Origin of the sequence: Gordonia sp. NPDC127522 (assembly GCF_042672305.1) — a bacterium.
Lineage (GTDB): Bacteria > Actinomycetota > Actinomycetes > Mycobacteriales > Mycobacteriaceae > Gordonia > Gordonia hongkongensis.
Genome location: NZ_JBHXVK010000018.1, coordinates 1 through 16,957, shown reverse-complemented (window position 1 = coordinate 16,957; position 16,957 = coordinate 1). Strand labels below are relative to the sequence as shown.

Annotated in this window: 15 protein-coding genes; 3 read left to right on the top strand and 12 right to left on the bottom strand. The window is 68.4% G+C overall.

The annotated features are described in order from the left end of the window. Positions 1-24: 24 nt before the first annotated feature. The 12 genes from ACFVHY_RS20555 to ACFVHY_RS20500 form a co-directional block, all read right to left on the bottom strand. Positions 25-699, bottom strand: coding sequence for a septum formation initiator family protein (locus tag ACFVHY_RS20555; RefSeq protein WP_390275157.1), 675 nt, complete (start codon positions 697-699; stop codon positions 25-27). Positions 700-711: 12 nt separating this feature from the next. Further along, positions 712-1,995, bottom strand: a complete 1,284-nt coding sequence (eno, locus tag ACFVHY_RS20550) for a phosphopyruvate hydratase (RefSeq protein ID WP_058250807.1) — start codon at positions 1,993-1,995, stop codon at positions 712-714. A 184-nt stretch (positions 1,996-2,179) separates the two neighbouring features. After that, positions 2,180-2,968 (bottom strand): lytic transglycosylase domain-containing protein, encoded by a 789-nt coding sequence (locus tag ACFVHY_RS20545; protein ID WP_065631991.1) that lies wholly within the window; start codon positions 2,966-2,968, stop codon positions 2,180-2,182. A 285-nt stretch (positions 2,969-3,253) separates the two neighbouring features. Continuing rightward, positions 3,254-4,183, bottom strand: coding sequence for a formylglycine-generating enzyme family protein (locus tag ACFVHY_RS20540; RefSeq protein WP_390275156.1), 930 nt, complete (start codon positions 4,181-4,183; stop codon positions 3,254-3,256). Then, positions 4,180-6,102 (bottom strand): adenylyl-sulfate kinase, encoded by a 1,923-nt coding sequence (gene cysC / locus ACFVHY_RS20535; RefSeq protein ID WP_390275155.1) that lies wholly within the window; start codon positions 6,100-6,102, stop codon positions 4,180-4,182. Before cysC ends, ACFVHY_RS20540 begins: the two co-directional genes overlap by 4 nt. Next, positions 6,102-7,082, bottom strand: coding sequence for a sulfate adenylyltransferase subunit CysD (gene cysD / locus ACFVHY_RS20530; RefSeq protein ID WP_390275235.1), 981 nt, complete (start codon positions 7,080-7,082; stop codon positions 6,102-6,104). Before cysD ends, cysC begins: the two co-directional genes overlap by 1 nt. A gap of 5 nt (positions 7,083-7,087) precedes the next feature. Next, entirely contained in the window at positions 7,088-7,897 is an 810-nt protein-coding gene (locus ACFVHY_RS20525) for a Stf0 family sulfotransferase (RefSeq protein ID WP_390275153.1), read from the bottom strand. A 142-nt stretch (positions 7,898-8,039) separates the two neighbouring features. Next, positions 8,040-9,446 (bottom strand): sulfatase, encoded by a 1,407-nt coding sequence (locus tag ACFVHY_RS20520; protein WP_390275152.1) that lies wholly within the window; start codon positions 9,444-9,446, stop codon positions 8,040-8,042. A gap of 144 nt (positions 9,447-9,590) precedes the next feature. Next, positions 9,591-10,241 (bottom strand): GntR family transcriptional regulator, encoded by a 651-nt coding sequence (locus tag ACFVHY_RS20515; protein WP_390275151.1) that lies wholly within the window; start codon positions 10,239-10,241, stop codon positions 9,591-9,593. Between the two features lie 34 nt (positions 10,242-10,275). Next, positions 10,276-11,307 (bottom strand): isopenicillin N synthase family dioxygenase, encoded by a 1,032-nt coding sequence (locus tag ACFVHY_RS20510; protein ID WP_390275150.1) that lies wholly within the window; start codon positions 11,305-11,307, stop codon positions 10,276-10,278. A 51-nt stretch (positions 11,308-11,358) separates the two neighbouring features. Next, entirely contained in the window at positions 11,359-12,246 is an 888-nt protein-coding gene (locus ACFVHY_RS20505; protein ID WP_390275148.1) for an ABC transporter permease, read from the bottom strand. Beyond that, entirely contained in the window at positions 12,243-13,022 is a 780-nt protein-coding gene (locus ACFVHY_RS20500) for an ABC transporter ATP-binding protein (RefSeq protein WP_390275147.1), read from the bottom strand. The genes ACFVHY_RS20505 and ACFVHY_RS20500 overlap by 4 nt, the downstream gene beginning before the upstream one ends. 302 nt (positions 13,023-13,324) lie before the next feature. Here ACFVHY_RS20500 and ACFVHY_RS20495 point away from each other — a divergent pair, with 302 nt between their 5' ends. The 3 genes from ACFVHY_RS20495 to ACFVHY_RS20485 are packed head-to-tail and all read left to right on the top strand — an operon-like array spanning position 13,325 to position 16,891. After that, complete coding sequence (locus ACFVHY_RS20495; RefSeq protein WP_390275146.1) at positions 13,325-14,506, top strand: nitrate ABC transporter substrate-binding protein; 1,182 nt, start codon at positions 13,325-13,327, stop codon at positions 14,504-14,506. Between the two features lie 40 nt (positions 14,507-14,546). Continuing rightward, positions 14,547-15,560 carry an isopenicillin N synthase family dioxygenase gene (locus ACFVHY_RS20490; RefSeq protein ID WP_390275145.1) on the top strand — a complete coding sequence of 338 codons (1,014 nt, stop codon included), beginning with the start codon at positions 14,547-14,549 and terminating at the stop codon, positions 15,558-15,560. Then, entirely contained in the window at positions 15,557-16,891 is a 1,335-nt protein-coding gene (locus tag ACFVHY_RS20485) for an amidohydrolase family protein (RefSeq protein WP_390275144.1), read from the top strand. The genes ACFVHY_RS20490 and ACFVHY_RS20485 overlap by 4 nt, the downstream gene beginning before the upstream one ends. Positions 16,892-16,957: the final 66 nt, after the last annotated feature.

Here is a 16,957-nt window from a genome sequence, read left to right as displayed (position 1 = left end):
GGCCGGAGGAGGAGGAGGAGGAGCTCACTGCACGCCGGGAGGGGTCGACAAGGTGTCCCAGAGATTTCCGTACCACGGTGCGCGGGCGCGCTCCTCGGCACGTTCGGCGGCCTCGCGCCGTGCCTCGTCGGCGGGGAACAACATCACGAGCGGGATCTCTCCTGGTTTGACGAACTGCAGACGCGTCCGCGCCTGGGCCTCGATGTAGGCGGGATCGTTCTGCTCGTTGACCTTCTGCTGATAGTCCGCGACCTCGCGTTGCAGCTGCTCGTTCGACGCGGTCAGCTGACGGAATTCCGAACGCTGACTGAAGTACGTCCGCAGCGGCATCGCGAGGGTCAGTGCCACCACGCACACCACCACGACGGTGATGACGAGCGTCGCAAGGCCGGCCGGGGTCATCTCGACACCACGCAGGCGCGCGCCGATGCCGGCGCGGGCCGGACGTCGACGGGTTCGCGGCACGCGCTCCCGCGCCGCCCGACGAACTCCGGAATCCGATGTGTCGTCGGCGACCGGTGCGTGGAGGTCGGCGGGAACCTCCTGCCCGGCCGCCTCGACCGCTCCCTCGGGCGTCGCCGGCGGCGCGGGACGAGCGTGCCGCCGCGTGCGACGGGCGCGTTCGCGTGAGCGCGCGTCTACCCGACGATCGCGCCCACGCTGACGCCCGTCACCGCGGTGACGTCGCTGCGAAGCCATGCAGACAGCTAATCACGAACCAAACGAGAAACGCGGGAAGGCGAGGTCGCCCGCGTACCGTGCCGCGTCGCCGAGTCCTTCCTCGATCCGCAGCAGCTGGTTGTACTTGGCGACGCGCTCGGAGCGGGCCGGGGCGCCGGTCTTGATCTGTCCACAGCTGCAGGCGACGGCGAGGTCGGCGATGGTGGTGTCCTCGGTCTCACCGGACCGGTGACTCATCATCGTCTTGTAGCCGTTGTTGTGCGCGAGCGCGACGGCGTCGAGGGTCTCGGTCAGGGTGCCGATCTGGTTCACCTTCACGAGCAGCGCGTTGGCGATGCCCTTGGAGATCCCCTCCTCGAGACGCTCGGGGTTGGTGACGAACAGGTCGTCACCGACGAGCTGCACCCGGTCGCCGATCGACTCGGTCAGCTTGGCCCAGCCGTCCCAGTCGTCCTCGGACAGACCGTCCTCGATCGAGACGATCGGGAAGTCGCTGATGAGCTTCTCGTAGAACGACACCATCTCGTCGGCGCCGAGTTCCTTGCCCTCGAGCTTGTAGGCACCGTTCGAGAAGAACTCGGTCGCTGCGGCGTCGAGCGCGATGACGACGTCGCGACCGAAGTTGTAACCGGCCTTGCCGACCGCCTCACCGATGACCGCGATGGCCGCCTCGGTGTTGGGCAGGTCGGGGGCGAAGCCACCCTCGTCGCCGAGTGCGGTGCTCATGCCCTGCTTGCTCAGGACGCCCTTGAGGGCGTGGTAGACCTCGGCACCGCACCGCAGCGCCTCCTTGAAGGTCGGCGCGCCGACCGGGGCGATCATGAATTCCTGGAAGTCGATGCCGTTGTCGGCGTGCTCGCCACCGTTGATGATGTTCATCATCGGCACCGGCAGGATGTGGGCGTTGGGTCCGCCGATGTAACGGAACAACGGCAGCCCGGCCGATTCGGCCGCGCCCTTGGCGACCGCGAGCGAGACGCCGAGCAGCGCGTTGGCGCCGATACGGCTCTTGTCGGGGGTGCCGTCGCAGTCGAGCAGCGCCTGGTCGACGAGGCGCTGTTCCTCGGCCTCGATCCCGATCACGGCCGGGGCCAGTTCCCCGAGGACACCCTCGACGGCCTTGGTGACGCCCTTGCCCAGGTACCGGTCGCCACCGTCGCGCAGTTCGACGGCCTCGTGTTCGCCGGTCGACGCCCCGGACGGCACGGCGGCCCGGGTGAAGGTGCCGTCATCCAGGACGACCTCGACCTCGACCGTCGGGTTGCCCCGCGAATCGAGAATCTCACGCGCACCTACCTGCTCGATGATTGCCACGGTTGCACCCCAATCTCGGTGGACGAGTTCGTCGGCGTGATCCCAGGAGACGTGTCCTCCGACGGGGCCGCCTACGCCGACGACGGCCGGTTCTGGTGCCGGCCGATAGGCAAGAGCCTAGTGGCTGCGCCGAAGCCGCACGTGACAAGGTCGACGCAAGCGCTGAAGCCCTTCCCGACAGGGTTCAGAAGCGGACGTTGATCGAGTAGGCGTTGGCGTGGTCGCGCACGTCGAGGACGTAGGCCATCGAGTTGTTGTAGGTCCGGACGGCCTTCTCCCACCCCTCCGGCGTCGTCATGTCGTTGCCGGCGGAGACACACAGATAGCGGGCCGCCGAGAGGGCGGCGTCGTCGATGTTGTCGGGGTCGGGGACGCCGTCACCGTTGGCGTCGACGCCGTAGCGCTTCCACGTCTCCGGGATGAACTGGAACGGCCCCATCGCTCGATCGTGGGTGGCGTCGCCGTCGAGTGCGCCGCCGTCGGTGTCGAGGATCTCCATGTTGCCGCGGGTGCCGTCGAGTTTGACGCCCCGGATGGGCGGGTTGACGTCGCCGTTGTCGGCCACGTCGGAGCCGCGGTAGTGGCCGTGTTTGCTCTCGACGCCGGCGATCCCCGCCAGCGTGGTCCAGTTCAGTCCGCACTCGGGGTGTTGCTGGCGCTGGATCTCGGCGGCGTTGCCGTAGGCCTGGAGCGAGACGACCGGGATACCGGTGGACTCCGCGATGGGCACGGCCCAGTCGTGCATCCTGTCCGCGGTACGCCCGGGTGCGTTGATGTCGATGTAGGGCTGGGGCACGCCCGCCCCCGGCGGGATGCCCTCCGGGATGTCCGGCCTGGTCAGCGACGGCAGGTCGATGCAGCCGGCCAGCAGCACCGACGACGCGACCGCCACGGCCGAGGCCATGAGGCCGTTCCTCCACGGGTTCGGCCGCCTCGACTCCCGACGCACCGCATCCCGGCCCTCCACACGCATTCCTGCCCTACTCCCCTCTCCGGTCCGACGACTTTTCGGGCGGACACCGCCCGAGGGGACCCACGATCGCACAGCCGATCGGGTCTCCCGGAAATCGACACACAGTCTGCTGATCCAACTGACCACGGCGGAGTTCGGTTCCCGGGCGCCGGGAGCGCAGCGAGCGGGCCCTGTGTCCCGGGCGCCGGGAGCGCAGCGAGCGGGCCCTGTGTCCCGGGCGCCGGGAGCGCAGCGAGCGGGCCCTCTGTCCCGGGACGTGCGGACGGGTTATCGGCCGGACGGGTGTCAGCCGGCCGCGGGACCGACGGTCCGGAAGCCGATGTTGCTCGCCGTCGACTCCGGCGTGTTGTGCGATCGCGCGGCGACCCGGTAGCGATGACAGTACGAGTCGTGGCAGAGATGGCTGCCGCCCCTCAGGACGCGAGCGCGGCCCCGCCCCGGCCCACGCGGATCGATGCGGTCGGAGACGCGGTAGTACCGCGCGCCGAAGATGTCGGCGCACCACTCCCAGACGTTGCCGGCGCACTGGTACAGGCCGAAGCCGTTGGGTTCGAAGTCCCGCACGGGCACAGTGCCGACCCGGGCGGTCGGCGCATCCGGGAACTCGCCGCGAAAGATGTTGCAGCGGGGCTCTTCCGGGGTCGGCTCCGCGTCCCCCCACGGATATCGTCGGCCGCGCAACCCACCCCGGGCCGCGTACTCCCACTGCGCTTCGGTGGGCAGGACACGTCCGGCCCAGGCGCAATAAGCCTGCGCATCACGGTGACTGACATGGACGACGGGGTGGTCGGCCAGACCGTCGACCCGGCTGCCGGGACCCGCCGGCCGGCGCCACGACGCACCTTCGACCGCGAGCCACCACGGTGTTCCCGGCACGGGTTCGCCCGGCGCGGTGGCGTAGGTGTGGAACACCGCGGAACCGCCGAATCGCTCGGCATCGGTCCGGTGTCCGGTCGCCGCGACGAACGTGGCGAACGCGGCGTTGGTCACCGTCGTCGAGTCGATCGAGTACGCACCGAGCTCGACCTCGTGCACCGGTCGCTCACCGTCGGCGCGGTACCCCTCGTCGAACGCATCCCCCATGGCGAAGCCCCCGGCCGGGATGTCCACCGTCTCGATCGGGTGCACTCCGGGACCGCCACCGGTGTGCTCGGCCGGCGGGAACGGCGCACCCGGGCCGCCGTGCGCGGGTCCCGGGGGATGACAGCAACTCACCCCGCCATGATGCCGCGATCCATCAGCGCACCGAGGATGAGCGACGCCAGCCGGTCGATGTCCGCGCCGGTGGTGTCGAATCGCAGATCAGGGCTCTCCGGACTCTCGTAGGGCGCATCGATGCCGGTCAGCCCGCGGAGTTCGCCGCGTCGCGCGCGTTCGTAGAGGCCCTTGGGGTCACGGCGTTCGCATTCGGTGACCGGCGTGGAGACGTGGACCTCGATGAAGTCGAGGTCGGCGGCGCGGTGCAGTTCACGCGCGATCTCCCGGTCGGAACGCAGCGGCGAGACCATCGACGCGATCGCGATGACCCCGGCGTCGGCGAAGAGTCGGGCCACGTGGCCGACACGGCGGATGTTCTCCGCGCGGTCACCGGCGGAGAAGCCGAGGTCGTCGGAGATCCCGTGCCGGATGTTGTCGCCGTCGAGGAGGTAGGCGACGCGCCCGCGGCTGACGACGGCCCGCTCGAGCGCGACGGCGACGGTGGACTTGCCCGACGCCGGTAGACCGGTGAGCCACACCGTCGCTCCGCGCTGCCGGGTGTGCGCCCATCGTTCCGCACGCGCCAGCGAACTCGGATGCCATTTGATGTCGTTGCGCGTCGCCTTACCCGGGATGACCTCGCGCGGCTCGAGGATCGTCCCCGCGCCGACCGTGTCGTTCGAGGCCTCGTCGATGAGGATGAACGCGCCGGTGTCGCGGTTGCTCGCATAGGGGTCGGCCGGCACCACCGACGACGTCCGCAGCGTGACGGTGCCGATGTCGTTGAGCACGAGCTCACCGGGGGCGACGTGCTCGATGAGGGTGTCCGGGTCGAGGCGCCGCTCGAGGGACTGGACGGTGGCGCGGACCGTCGACGGGCCGTGCTTGAGGGCGACGCGGTCACCGGCCCGCAGCGGCGAGTTCGACAACCAGCACACGTGCGCATCGATTTCGCGGGCCAGGACCGGTAGATGCGCTCCGTCCGCACCGCTCACGATGACGTCGCCGCGACCGATGTCGATGTCGTCGGCGACCTGGATTCCCACCGAGAGAGGCGCCACCGCAACGTCTCTCGTGGGATCGAGGGTATCGAGCGCAGTGACGGTCGACCGGCTTCCCGACGGCAGCACGACGATCTCGTCACCGACGCGCAGTGTCCCGGAGGCGAGCCGGCCGGTGTAGGTACGCCGGTTCGACTCGCTGGGACGCGACACCCACTGGATCGGGAGGCGCAGTTCCTCGGTCACCGGCGCGGGCGCGTGCAGCTCGACGTCCTCGAGGTACTCCAACAGCGTTGTCCCGGAGTACCACGGGGTGTTCGACGAGCGGTGTACGACGTTGTCCCCGTGCTTGGCGGCCACCGGGATCGCCGAGATCTCCCCGATCCCGAGCTGCACCGCGAGTTCGGCGAGGTCGGCCCGGATCTCGTCGAAACGGCGCTCGGAGTAGTCGACGAGGTCGATCTTGTTGACCGCCGCGATCACGTGCGGCACGCCCACGAGAGTCGCGATCCGGGCGTGGCGTCGGGTCTGCCGCAGCAAGCCGTGCCGGGCGTCGACGAGCAGGATCGCCACGTGCGCGTTCGACGCCCCGGTGAACATGTTGCGGGTGTACCGCTCGTGTCCGGGGGTGTCGGCGAGGACGTAACTCCGTGTGGGCGTGGAGAAGAAGCGGTAGGCGACATCGATCGTGATGCCCTGTTCGCGTTCGGCGCGCAACCCGTCGGAGAGGGCGGCCAGGTCGACATCACCGTCGCCGTCGGTGACCGCGGCGAGATGATCGGTCGGCAGACTGCCGGTGTCGTGCAGAATCCGGCCGATGAGCGTGGACTTGCCGTCATCGACACTGCCCGCGGTCGCGATCCGCAGGAATTGTCTTGTTGACGTGCTGGTTTCGTCACCGGCGGGGACGACCGGCTGTGGCGAGGTGAGAGTCATCAGAAGTATCCTTCGCGCTTGCGGTCTTCCATGGCGGCGCTGGACGTGCGGTCGTCGGCGCGGGTCTCCCCGCGTTCGGAGACGGTGGATTCGCTGATCTCGGCGATGATCTCGGCGATCGTGGTGGCCCGCGAGCGTACCGCCCCGGTGATGGTCAGGTCACCGACGGTGCGGTAGCGCACCCACTCGGTCCGTACCTCCTCACCGTCGCGGGGCCGTGAGTACTCCGAGACCGAGAGCAGGATGCCGTCCCGGTCGAAGACCTCCCGCTCGGCGGCGAAGTAGATGGAGGGCAGCTCGAGGCCCTCGAGCTCGATGTAGCGCCAGATGTCGGTCTCGGTCCAGTTCGAGAGCGGGAACACACGCACCGACTCCCCACGACGGATCCGCCCGTTGTACAGCGACCACGGTTCGGGTCGCTGGGCGCGGGGATCCCATTGCCCGAACTCGTCGCGGAAGCTGAAGATGCGCTCCTTGGCGCGGGCACGCTCCTCGTCGCGGCGGGCGCCGCCGAACGCGGCGTCGAATCCGCCCTCCTCCAGCGCATCGAGCAGGGTGCGGGTCTGCAGGCGGTTCCGCGAACCCGACGGGTCGGTGGACTCGGCGACCCGTCCGGAGTCGATGGACTCCTGGACCGAGGCCACGATGAGTTCGATGCCCTCGGGATTCTCGGCGGTCGGCGCGACCCGTCGGTCACGGAACTCGATCACCTCGTCGAAATTGTGGCCGGTGTCGACGTGCATGATCGGGAAGGGCAGGGGCGCGGGCCGAAATGCCTTCTCGGCCAACCGGAGCAGGACGATGGAGTCCTTGCCGCCGGAGAACAGCAGCACCGGCCGCTCCAGTTCCGCGACCACCTCGCGGATGATGTGCACCGCCTCGGCCTCCAGCACCCGGATGGCGGTCACATGGTCGAAGTCGCCGGTGTCCCCGGGCCGGGCCCGGTCGCCGGTCGCCCGGTCGAGCGAGGTCTCGTCCACAGCGGTCACAGTGGGTATCCGTTTCGTTCGGCGTCTTCTCGATAGCGTCGGGCCCACTCCTTGGACCGCGAATTGGACTGTGGCTTCAGCGGTGGCGGTGGCGCCAGCTCCGGGTCCTGCCCGATCTTCTCCAGCACCAGTGCGGTCGCCTTCGTGGGATCGGTGACCAGATCCCGGAACCCGACCTCGAGCGGTTCGATCCCCTCGGCGGCGAACCAGTTGCGCCACTGTCGTTCCTGGTCGCTCAAGATGCCGGCGAGATGGGCGATACCGCCGGCGTGATACACCGCCTCGTCGTGCTCGTCGGTGTCCGAGCCGTCGTGCCGCCACACGCGGGTCTGCACCGCGCGCCACATCGACACCGCCTGCGGCACAACATCTTCTCGATGGACATGCACGTAGAGCGGATCGGCTCCGTCGAACAGCCAGCGGACGGCGCCGCGCAACGAACCCGACGCGACCCGGCTGCGCGAGATCAGCAGCGGCGTCTGGTTCCACATGAGCTTGCCGCCCCACACCCCGTTCGGCGTGCGACCCGCCGCCCGCACGTCCGAGCGCCAGGTGGCCGAATCGCGGGTGTCCACCACCCCGGCATCGAGTGGCTCCAGGAGCTCGAGGATGGTGGGATCGCTGACACCGGCGAACCATTCACGCGGCTGCGGAGCCGCCGAGGAATCCGAGAAGTACTGGAAGAACTCCTCCGGACGACCCGCGACGCCGGTCCTGGCGAGCGACTCCACCAGCAGCGTGCTGCCGCTGCGCTGGCTGGCACACACCAGATAATCTGCCGGTCCCGACGAGGACTTCGCTGACATGAAAGACGAGTCTAGCGAGCGGGAAAAGCACCGCAAGCTGGCCTTTTACGCGCAACCGGGTCGAAACCATTGACACCGAGACCGCGCTGTGGGTGTCGTGAGATCGCGTGTCCGAGATGACGCTTTCGCGCCCAACCCCCCCTCAGCGCTCGCCCGACGTGATGTCCCCGGCCAACTCGCGACGGGCACCCAGCGGACGCCGGGACGGCAATGCCTCCTCCTCGGCCTCGACCTGCGCCGCCTTGGCGTGGAATGCGTCCATGAAGGCCTCCGCAGTCGCCGTGCCGGCCGCTTCATCGGGCAGGTCGTCATGGGTGCGCTCGCGCCAATCGGCCAACGCCCGCGCGAGCTCGTCCCGGACATGCGCATACGACGGGTCGTCGGCGAGGTTGTTGCGCTCATGCGGATCGGAACGCAGGTCGTAGAGTTCGACCCGCGACCGATCCTGTTGCACCTCCTGCCGATCCAGCGACCGCGCCGACAAACTGTCGGCGATGTCGAGCGGGAGCAACAACGCCGGCCGCGCCGCGTAGTTCTCGATGTAACTGAACTCTTTGGTCCGAACGGCACGGATCGGGTCGAAGGCATCGTGATAGGTCTTCTCGGTGAACACCTCGGTGCGGACGGCTGCGTCTTCCGTTCCCACCAGCGCGGGGGCGTGCGAGTCACCGTCCACCGTGTCCGGGATGTCGACGCCCACCAGGTCGAGCAGCGTCGGCGTGAGATCGACCCCCGAGAACAGATCGTCGTAGACCGTCGGCGTGATCCCCAGCCGCGATGGCGGGCGCATGATCAATGCGATCCCGGTGCCCTCGGCGTACAGCGTCGATTTCGCCCGTGGGAACGCCAGACCGTGATCGGTGACGAACACGATCCAGGTGGAGTCGTCGAGACCGAGTTCGGCGACGGTGTCGAGGAGCCGGCCCACGGCCGAGTCGGCCTTCGTGATCGAGCCGTGCAGACCCGCCAGATCGTCGCGCACGTCGTCGGTGTCCGGCAGGAACCCGGGCACCGCGATCGTGCTGGTGTCCGCCGGCTTGTACTCGTCGGCCGGGTAGGGCCGATGCGTTTCGAAGAAGCCCGCCGTCAGGAAGAACGGCCGATCGTCGTGCGCATGTCGTCGCAACCAGTCCTGGGACCGGTCCACCACGTAGTCGCAGCGCGAGTCGGACACGTCCACCGAGTCGAACCCGAGCCGGCCGGGGTCCGCGCTCTCGTGCTGCATCCCGAAGAGTGCCGAGCGGTAGCCCGCGCCCGCGAGGAGAGCCGGCAGGGTCTGCACGTCCGGGAAGTACTCGAACCCGTGGTGGGCCAGGCCGACGAGCCCGTTGCCGTGCGGATAGCGCCCGGTGAACAGGGAACCGCGGGCCGGTGAGCACAGGGGCGCCGTCGCGTGTGCGTCGGCGAACCGGATGCCGGCGGCCGCGAGGTCGTCGAGGACGGGACTCTCGACGCCATCGGCGCCGTAACACCGCAGATGGCGACCGAGATCGTGCCAGTGCACCAGGATCACGTTGTCGCGGCGCGCGGCATCGGGTGAAGAGACCATCCACCCATGATGGCGCAGACGATTCCCCTCCCGGGGCCCACCCGGGGCGGCGAATGCGCTCTCTCCCGCCGCCGCACCGCCTGACGAGATCAAATCAGCGTGGGCGAAAGTCCGGTGGCGGGGTCACGGCGATCGCGCACCGGATCAGGTACGGAGCAACCGGACGAGCACGCCGGCGGCGTGGGCGCGCGCGGCCCGGTCGGCTTCGTCGGCGTCACCGACCTCCAGTGCCGCGACTATCCGGCGATGCTCGGTCACGGCGTGCCGACGGTTGTCCTCGTGCGACCACATGTCGGATCGGTAGAGATGTGACTGGGTGTCGAGCTTCAGCAGTGCGTCGCACAGCGGGGCGTTGCCCGACAGCGACCGGACCGCGGTGTGGAAGTCGAGATCGAGTTCGGCGTCGCGTCGGTGATCGGGCTCGGTCTCCAGCAGACGCTCCTGCTCACGCACCCGATCCCAGAGTCCGGTCAGCTCGGCACGGGTCACCCGGATCGTGGCCTGGCGGGCGGCGAGCCCGTCGAGGACCTCGCGGACCTGGAAGACGTGCCGCAGCATCTCGTCGTCGAGGACGGCCACCTTCGCACCGACACGAGGCGTGTAGACCGCCAGCCCGTCCATGACGAGTTGTTGGACCGCCTCGCGCACGGGGCTGCGGGACACGTCCAGTCGGGCGGCCAGACCGGGAACCGAGAGCGACGCACCGGGTTCGAGCGTGCCGTCGAAGATCTCGTCGCGTATCCGGCGCAGGACCGACTGCATGAGCAGCGCGCCGTCGTCTCCGTTTCCCGTCATGATCGTCCCAGCGTAGAAGGCCGATGCCCTGACCTCATCCCGCGGCCATCACGCGCTGCGCCTCGCGCTCGGCGCCGACGGGTGCGATTCCGCTCTTCATCCCCGCGAGTTTCGCATCGATGTTCTCGGCGACCGTGATCGGCGGATATCCCGGGCGGTCGGTACGCGCACACCCGGGCAGCGTCTCGATGACGGCATCGGCGTTGCCGTCGAAGAAGAACGCTGCCGACCGACGACGCAGGATCCGGCCGTCGACGACGGGCGGGTCGACGCGGTGGACAGTCGAGCGCCACCGGTCGTTCGTCCACCGCGCCATTGCATCGCCGAGGTTGACCAGCAGGGCGCCGTCGGCGGGTGCCACGTCGTGCCACCGCCCCTCGTGATCGAGCACCTGGAGCCCGGGCACCTGGTCGGCCCACAGCACGGTGAGGATGCCGAAGTCGGTGTGCGCACCCATCCCGGTCAGCTCCCCGGCGAGTTCGATCTCGCCTTCGGGGAGGGTGTAGTTGTTGAGCTTCAGCGCGTCGATGGAGTGATCGGTCATCCCGTCGAAGTACCCGGGCGGCAGACCGAGCGCATCGGTGAAGGCGGTGAGCAGAACTCGCGAGAGGCCCCGCGCCGCGTCGAACCAGGATTCGACCGCCGGGCGGAATCCCGGCGCCGCGTCCGGCCAGGTGTTCGTCGGATAGCTGGACTCCGGCAGGTCGAGGCCCGGGAACCAGGAACCCTCCGAGCCGACGGTGAACGCCTCGTAGAAGTCGTTCATCTGATTCGCCGCGGCCACACCGAGACTCATGCTCAGCGACTCACTCTTCGGGGGGCTGTAGCCACGATTCTGCCCCGGCCGGGCGTACTGCTTCTTCACCTCGAGGGGCAGCGCGTAGAACTCGTCGAGTGCCACGGTCAATCCGTCGATGACGCCGGGTGCGATCCCGTGACCGACGACCTGGACGAAACCGACGCCGCCACAGGCGTCGTCGAGGGCGCGCGCCACATCGTCCCGGGCCGCGGCCGAGCTCTCCGGGTCGAGGTAGGGCGAGATGTCGATGGTGGGAACGGTGAACACGAATCCTCCGGATGGGTTCGGGTCGAGGTGGTTGCGAGCGCGGAGCTGCCGTCAGCGACGACGGTTCACGGCGGCGTTGAGAATGCTGAAGGCGCCGAAGACGAGGATGCCGAACACCGAGGCCAGAACGATCGCCGCGATGAGGTCGTCGGACTGGAGGCGAGCCCGATAGATGTCGAGCAGGGTCCCGATACCGGGTTCGCCCTTCGCGAAGAACATGTCGCCGATGATGGCGCCCACCACGACCAGCCCCGAGGCCGTCCGGAAGCCGGTCATCATCGACGGGAGTGCCGACGGGAACTCGAGCATCATCAGGCGTTGCACCGGTGAGGCCTTCGACAGGGTGAACAGCTCCTGTGAGGACTTGTCGACCGAGACGAGACCGAAATGCGTGTTGGCGATGATGGGAAAGATCGCGATGATCACGCACACGATCGTGCGGGCGACCATCCCGTAGCCGAACCAGAGCCCGATCAGCGGAACGATCGCGAGCACCGGGATCACCTGCAGCACAACGGCCCAGGGGTAGATCGCGCGTTCGAGGAAGGACCCCCGGCTCATCAGGACGCCGATGGCGACCCCGATCAGTGCGGCGAAGGCGAAGCCCACGAGACAGACCTTCGCGGTGACCCACAGCGCCTCGAGCATGGGGCCGACGCTGTCCGGATCCAGCAGCGACTCGGTCAGCACGGTGTGCGGCGGCGGAAGCAGGAAACGCCGTTCCGGAGTGAGGATGAGATAACTGACCGCGTACCAGGCGGCGATCCCCACGGCGAGGGAGAGGACCGGGGGTGCTCCGTACCTCAGCACGGCTGCCGTGACGCGGCGGGCACCACTCTTCCGCGACGACCGTTCGCCCCGTGTGGGTTCGGGCTCCGGCGCGGAAACCGGTCCGTGGTGCTCGCCGGCAGCGGGACGAGATCGGGCGGCGGTGGTCATCGTGCACCTCGGAGGGTTTCGGAGATCTCGGCGACGTGGTCGGTGAAACGGCTGTCGTAGCGCAGATCCGGGTGGCGTGGGTGAGCGAAGTCGATGCCGATGTCGGCGACGATCCGCCCGGGGCGTGCGGACATCACGATCACCCGGTTGGCGAGGAAGACCGCTTCGGACACCGAGTGCGTGATGAACATCGCGGTGAACCGGCGTTCGGCGTAGAGCCGTTGCAGCTCGGATTGCATGTCGAGCCGGGTCATCTCGTCGAGAGCGCCGAAAGGCTCGTCGAGGAGCAACAATTCGGGCTCGGAGGTCAACGCGCGGGCCAGCGAGGCACGCATCTTCATGCCACCGGACAGCATGCGCGGCAATTGCGACTCGAACCCGGTGAGACCGACCGCGTCGATCGCGGCCTGCGCCCGGCGTCGTCGTTCACCCCGCGGCAGCCGGGCGATCTCGGCGCAGAGTTCGACATTGCCCCGCACACTGCGCCAGGCGAGGAGGGTCGGTTCCTGGAAGATGAACCCGACCGACTCGGTGGACAGCGCCACGCTTCCCGCTGTGGGCTTCTCGAGACCGGCGGCCATCCGGAGCAGGGTCGACTTACCACAACCCGACGGTCCGACGACGGCCACGAAGTCGCCGGCGCGCACGTCGAGGTCCACCCGGTCCAGCGCCTGGGTCCCGGACTCGAATCGCTTCGTCACCCCGGAGACGGACGCGACCACATCTTTGGTGAGATGACGCGCATCCACATCCCTCACCGTGTCGTAGAGTTTCATCCGGCCTTCCCGCCCTGTTCTGTTTACATGTAACTGTTGCGTTCTTTCTGCCACTAGATGATTGGTTACATGTATTTCAAGTTGATGACCATGTGTAAACACTGCGTCACCAGCCGGGGCGGGCCAGGGTCGTTCCGCGGCCCAGTTCGTTGCATAGTTGCAGTTCACAGGGTTTCTACATGTCACTGGAGCCCTCTCGGATCGACACCGTCCCCGGCTGGCGCAATCCGGAACGTCCACCTAGCTTTCACATGTAGATCGCGAATGTGTCGCGAATGAACGGCATCAGTCCAGGAGATCCCATGACCCCTCACCCACCGTCCCGCCTCCGCACGTCGCGTCTGGCCGTGGCCGCCACGGCGGCGACGATCTGCGCAGCGGTTCTCGCCGGCTGCTCGAGTTCCGGGTCCGACGACACCGCGTCGTCGAGCCTCCCCTCGGCGCCGGCCGAATCCACCCTCGCCGGAACCTGCCCCGACAACGTGGTGGTTCAACTGCAGTGGCAACCGCAGTCGGACATGGCCGGGGTCATCGGGCTCCTCGGACCCGGGTACACCGTCGACACCGACAACAAGTCGGTCTCCGGACCGCTCGTCTTCGACGGCATGGACACCGGTGTGGACATCACGCTGCGCGCCGGCGGACCGGCCATCGGATTCCAGTCGGTGCCCTCGGCCATGTACTCCGACGACTCCATCCACCTCGGTCTCGTCCACGGCGACCAGATGATCTCTGCCGCCAAGGACCAACGCGTGGTCGGCGTGACGCCCCTGCTGCAGTACAACCCCTCGATCATCATGTGGGACCCCGCAACCCATCCGGACGTGAAGACGATCGCCGACATCGGCCGGTCCGACGCCAGCGTGGTGGTGTCGAAGGATCAGATCTTCCCGCAGTGGCTGGTGGCGAAGGGTCTGCTCCAGCAGGAGCAACTCGACACCAGTTACGACGGCGCCCCGGCACGTTTCGTCGGCGACCCGTCGATCACCCAGCAGGGGTTCGCCAACTCCGAGCCCTACACCTACGAGAACGAGACCCCGTCGTGGAACAAGCCGGTCGCCTACGCGATGGTCAAGGACGCCGGGTACGACGTCTACGCGTCGAACGTCTCGGTGCGCGCCGGTGACGTCGAGGAGCTGTCGCCGTGTCTGGAGAAGCTGGTCCCGATGATCCAGCAGACCGGTAAGGACTACGTGGCCTCGCCCGACGCGGTCAACGCCACCATCGTCGACTGGGTGTCCCAGGACGTGTCCTTCACCCCGTATTCAGCCGGCGAGGCGGCGTACTCGGCGGGCCTGCTGAAGGATCGCGCGGTCATCGCCCCGGGCGCGGACGGTGTCTACGGCAGCTACGACATGGTGAAGGCGCAGAACGTGATCAACGACCTCGTGCCGATCCTGAACGGCGGAGGCGCCGACCTGCCGGCCGCATTGCCCGCTGACCAGCTGTTCACCACACAGTTCATCGATGAGCAGATCCGCTGACCCGACGCCCACGTCATCCCCGACCACAGAGAGACACACGATGACCGAGACCACCACACCCCCATCGCCGGCTGCCCCGGCCGGCCTGACCGAGCTCGACCGGGAACGCCGGATGGGCGGGCTGGGAACCGAGACCACCGACCGCGAGATCCGCCGGATCAGTCTGGCCGATCTGGACAACCGCCGCGACGAGATCGCCGACCAACTCTGGTCGGCCGCAACCGACATCGGCTTCTTCCAGGTGATCGACCACGGCATCGACCTGGCCGCGGTGGACCACGCGTTCGAGATGTCCGCCCGGTTCTTCGCGCTCCCCCGTTCGATCAAGGAGCAGTATCCGCTCAAGAAGGGCCAGAACGCGGGCTGGGAGTACCGCACCCAGGTACGCCCGTCGATCGGCACACCGGACCAGAAGGAGTCCTACCAGTTCACCCGGCCCCGCATGGACGGACTCTGGCCGAGTGAGCGCGAGCTCGCCGGATTCCGCTCCACCATCGAGGATTTCGAGCACCGGTGCTGGTCGGTGGCCATGACCCTGCTCAGCTGTTTCGCCGAGCGTCTGGGTCTCGACCGCGACTTCTTCACCCGGGCGCACGACCCGACGGCGGACACATACCAGAGCACCCTGCGGCTGCTGCACTACTACGCGTTCCCCGACGAACTGATCGACTCCGAGAACAGTTGGCGCGCCGGCGCACACACCGACTTCGACGCACTGACCCTGCTGTTCCAGCGGTCCGGTCAGGGAGGCCTGCAGGTGCTACCGGGAGCCGAGGCCGACGGTCAGGCCTGGACGTCGGTCGAGCCGTCCGACGACGCCATCACCTGCAACATCGGCGACATGCTGATGCGCTGGTCCGACGACCGACTGCCGTCGAACTTCCATCGGGTCCGGGCTCCCCGAAGGGGCGAGTACACCGGTCCGCGCTACACGCTCGCGTTTTTCGCCCAGGCGAACTCCGACGTGCTGATCGAGAGCGCGGGCGGCACCTACCCGCCGATCACCGCCGCCGATTACCTCGCCCAGCGCATCGCCGCGAACTTCGCGAAGTGACCGACACATCATCGCCCGGGGCCGCCGTCACCGCGGCGGCCCCGGCCTTTCGCGACGTCACCGTCTACACGGCCGGGCAGTGGAAAGCCCATCACGACGTCCATGTCGTCGACGGGATCGTCACCGCGATCGCGCCCACCGACCGTCCGGGCGAAGATACCGGCGGCTACGTCATCCCCGGGTTCGTCAACACCCACACGCACCTCCAGCAGTCGCTCATGCGGGGAATCGCCGAATGCACACCGTTGCTCGAATGGTTGCTGGCCGTGGGCGAGGAATCGGTGGCCATCACTCCCGAGCGGGCCTATCTCGCCGCCGTCTCGGCCTGCCTCGAACTGTTGCGATCGGGCACGACGACCGTCGTCGAACACATGTGGCCGCACCCGTCGCACGAGATCCATGACGCCGTCGTACGGGCACTGCGCGACACCGGAATCCGCGCAATCCTCGGCCGCGGGGTCGCCGACCGGGCCGACCCGAGCCGCAAGTGGGGGTTCGAGCCGCGGCTGATGCAACCCCTCGGCGAGGTCCTCGACCACGTCGACCATCTCCGGAACGAGGTTGCCGGGTCAGCGATCTCGATGGCCCTGGCGGTACCCAATCCGCGCTCGGTCACCGACGCCGGGATGCGGACGATCCGCGACTTCGCGCAGGAGCGTGGACTACCGGTCTCCATCCACCTGCTCGAGACCGGCACCGACGAACAGATGTGCCGGCAGCACACCGGCTTCGGGGCCGTCGACCACCTCGACCGCAACGGCTTTCTGTGGGACCGCGTCCTGGCCGTCCATTGCGTCGAGCTCGACGACGCCGGCCAGCGCACCCTCGCCGCCCGGAAGGTGGCGGTGTCGCACAATCCGTTGTCGAACATGCGGCTCGGCAGCGGGGTGGCCCCGATCCCGGCGATGCTGGAGCGCGGCCTGGCGGTCGGGCTGGGCGTGGACGGCGCCGCCAGCAACGACACCCAGGACATGCTGGCGACGCTGCGCATCGCCGCTTACCTGCAGCGTGCCGTCCACCGGCGTGCGGACCTGCTCGGGTTCTCCCAGATGCTCGACATCGCCTGCGGCGGCGCCAACTCCGCGCTCGGTCTGTCGCCGGTGACCGGCGGTGTGACAGTCGGGTCGCCCGCGGACCTCACGCTGGTGCGGTTCGACCGCGACTACGCCACCCTCCCCGTCGGCGATCCCGGCGCGTCGCTGCTCACCACCGGATCACGGTCCATCGTCGACACGGTGATGGTGGGTGGCGAGATCGTAGTCGAGGACGGACGCCACACGCGGATCGACGAGGCGGAGTTCACGAAACAGCTGGCCGCACTGCCGGTCTGAGCCTCGATCCGGTTCATCTCCTCAAACCCCGGGACAGTCGTCGCGTTTCGTTGCGCGGATCGCAAC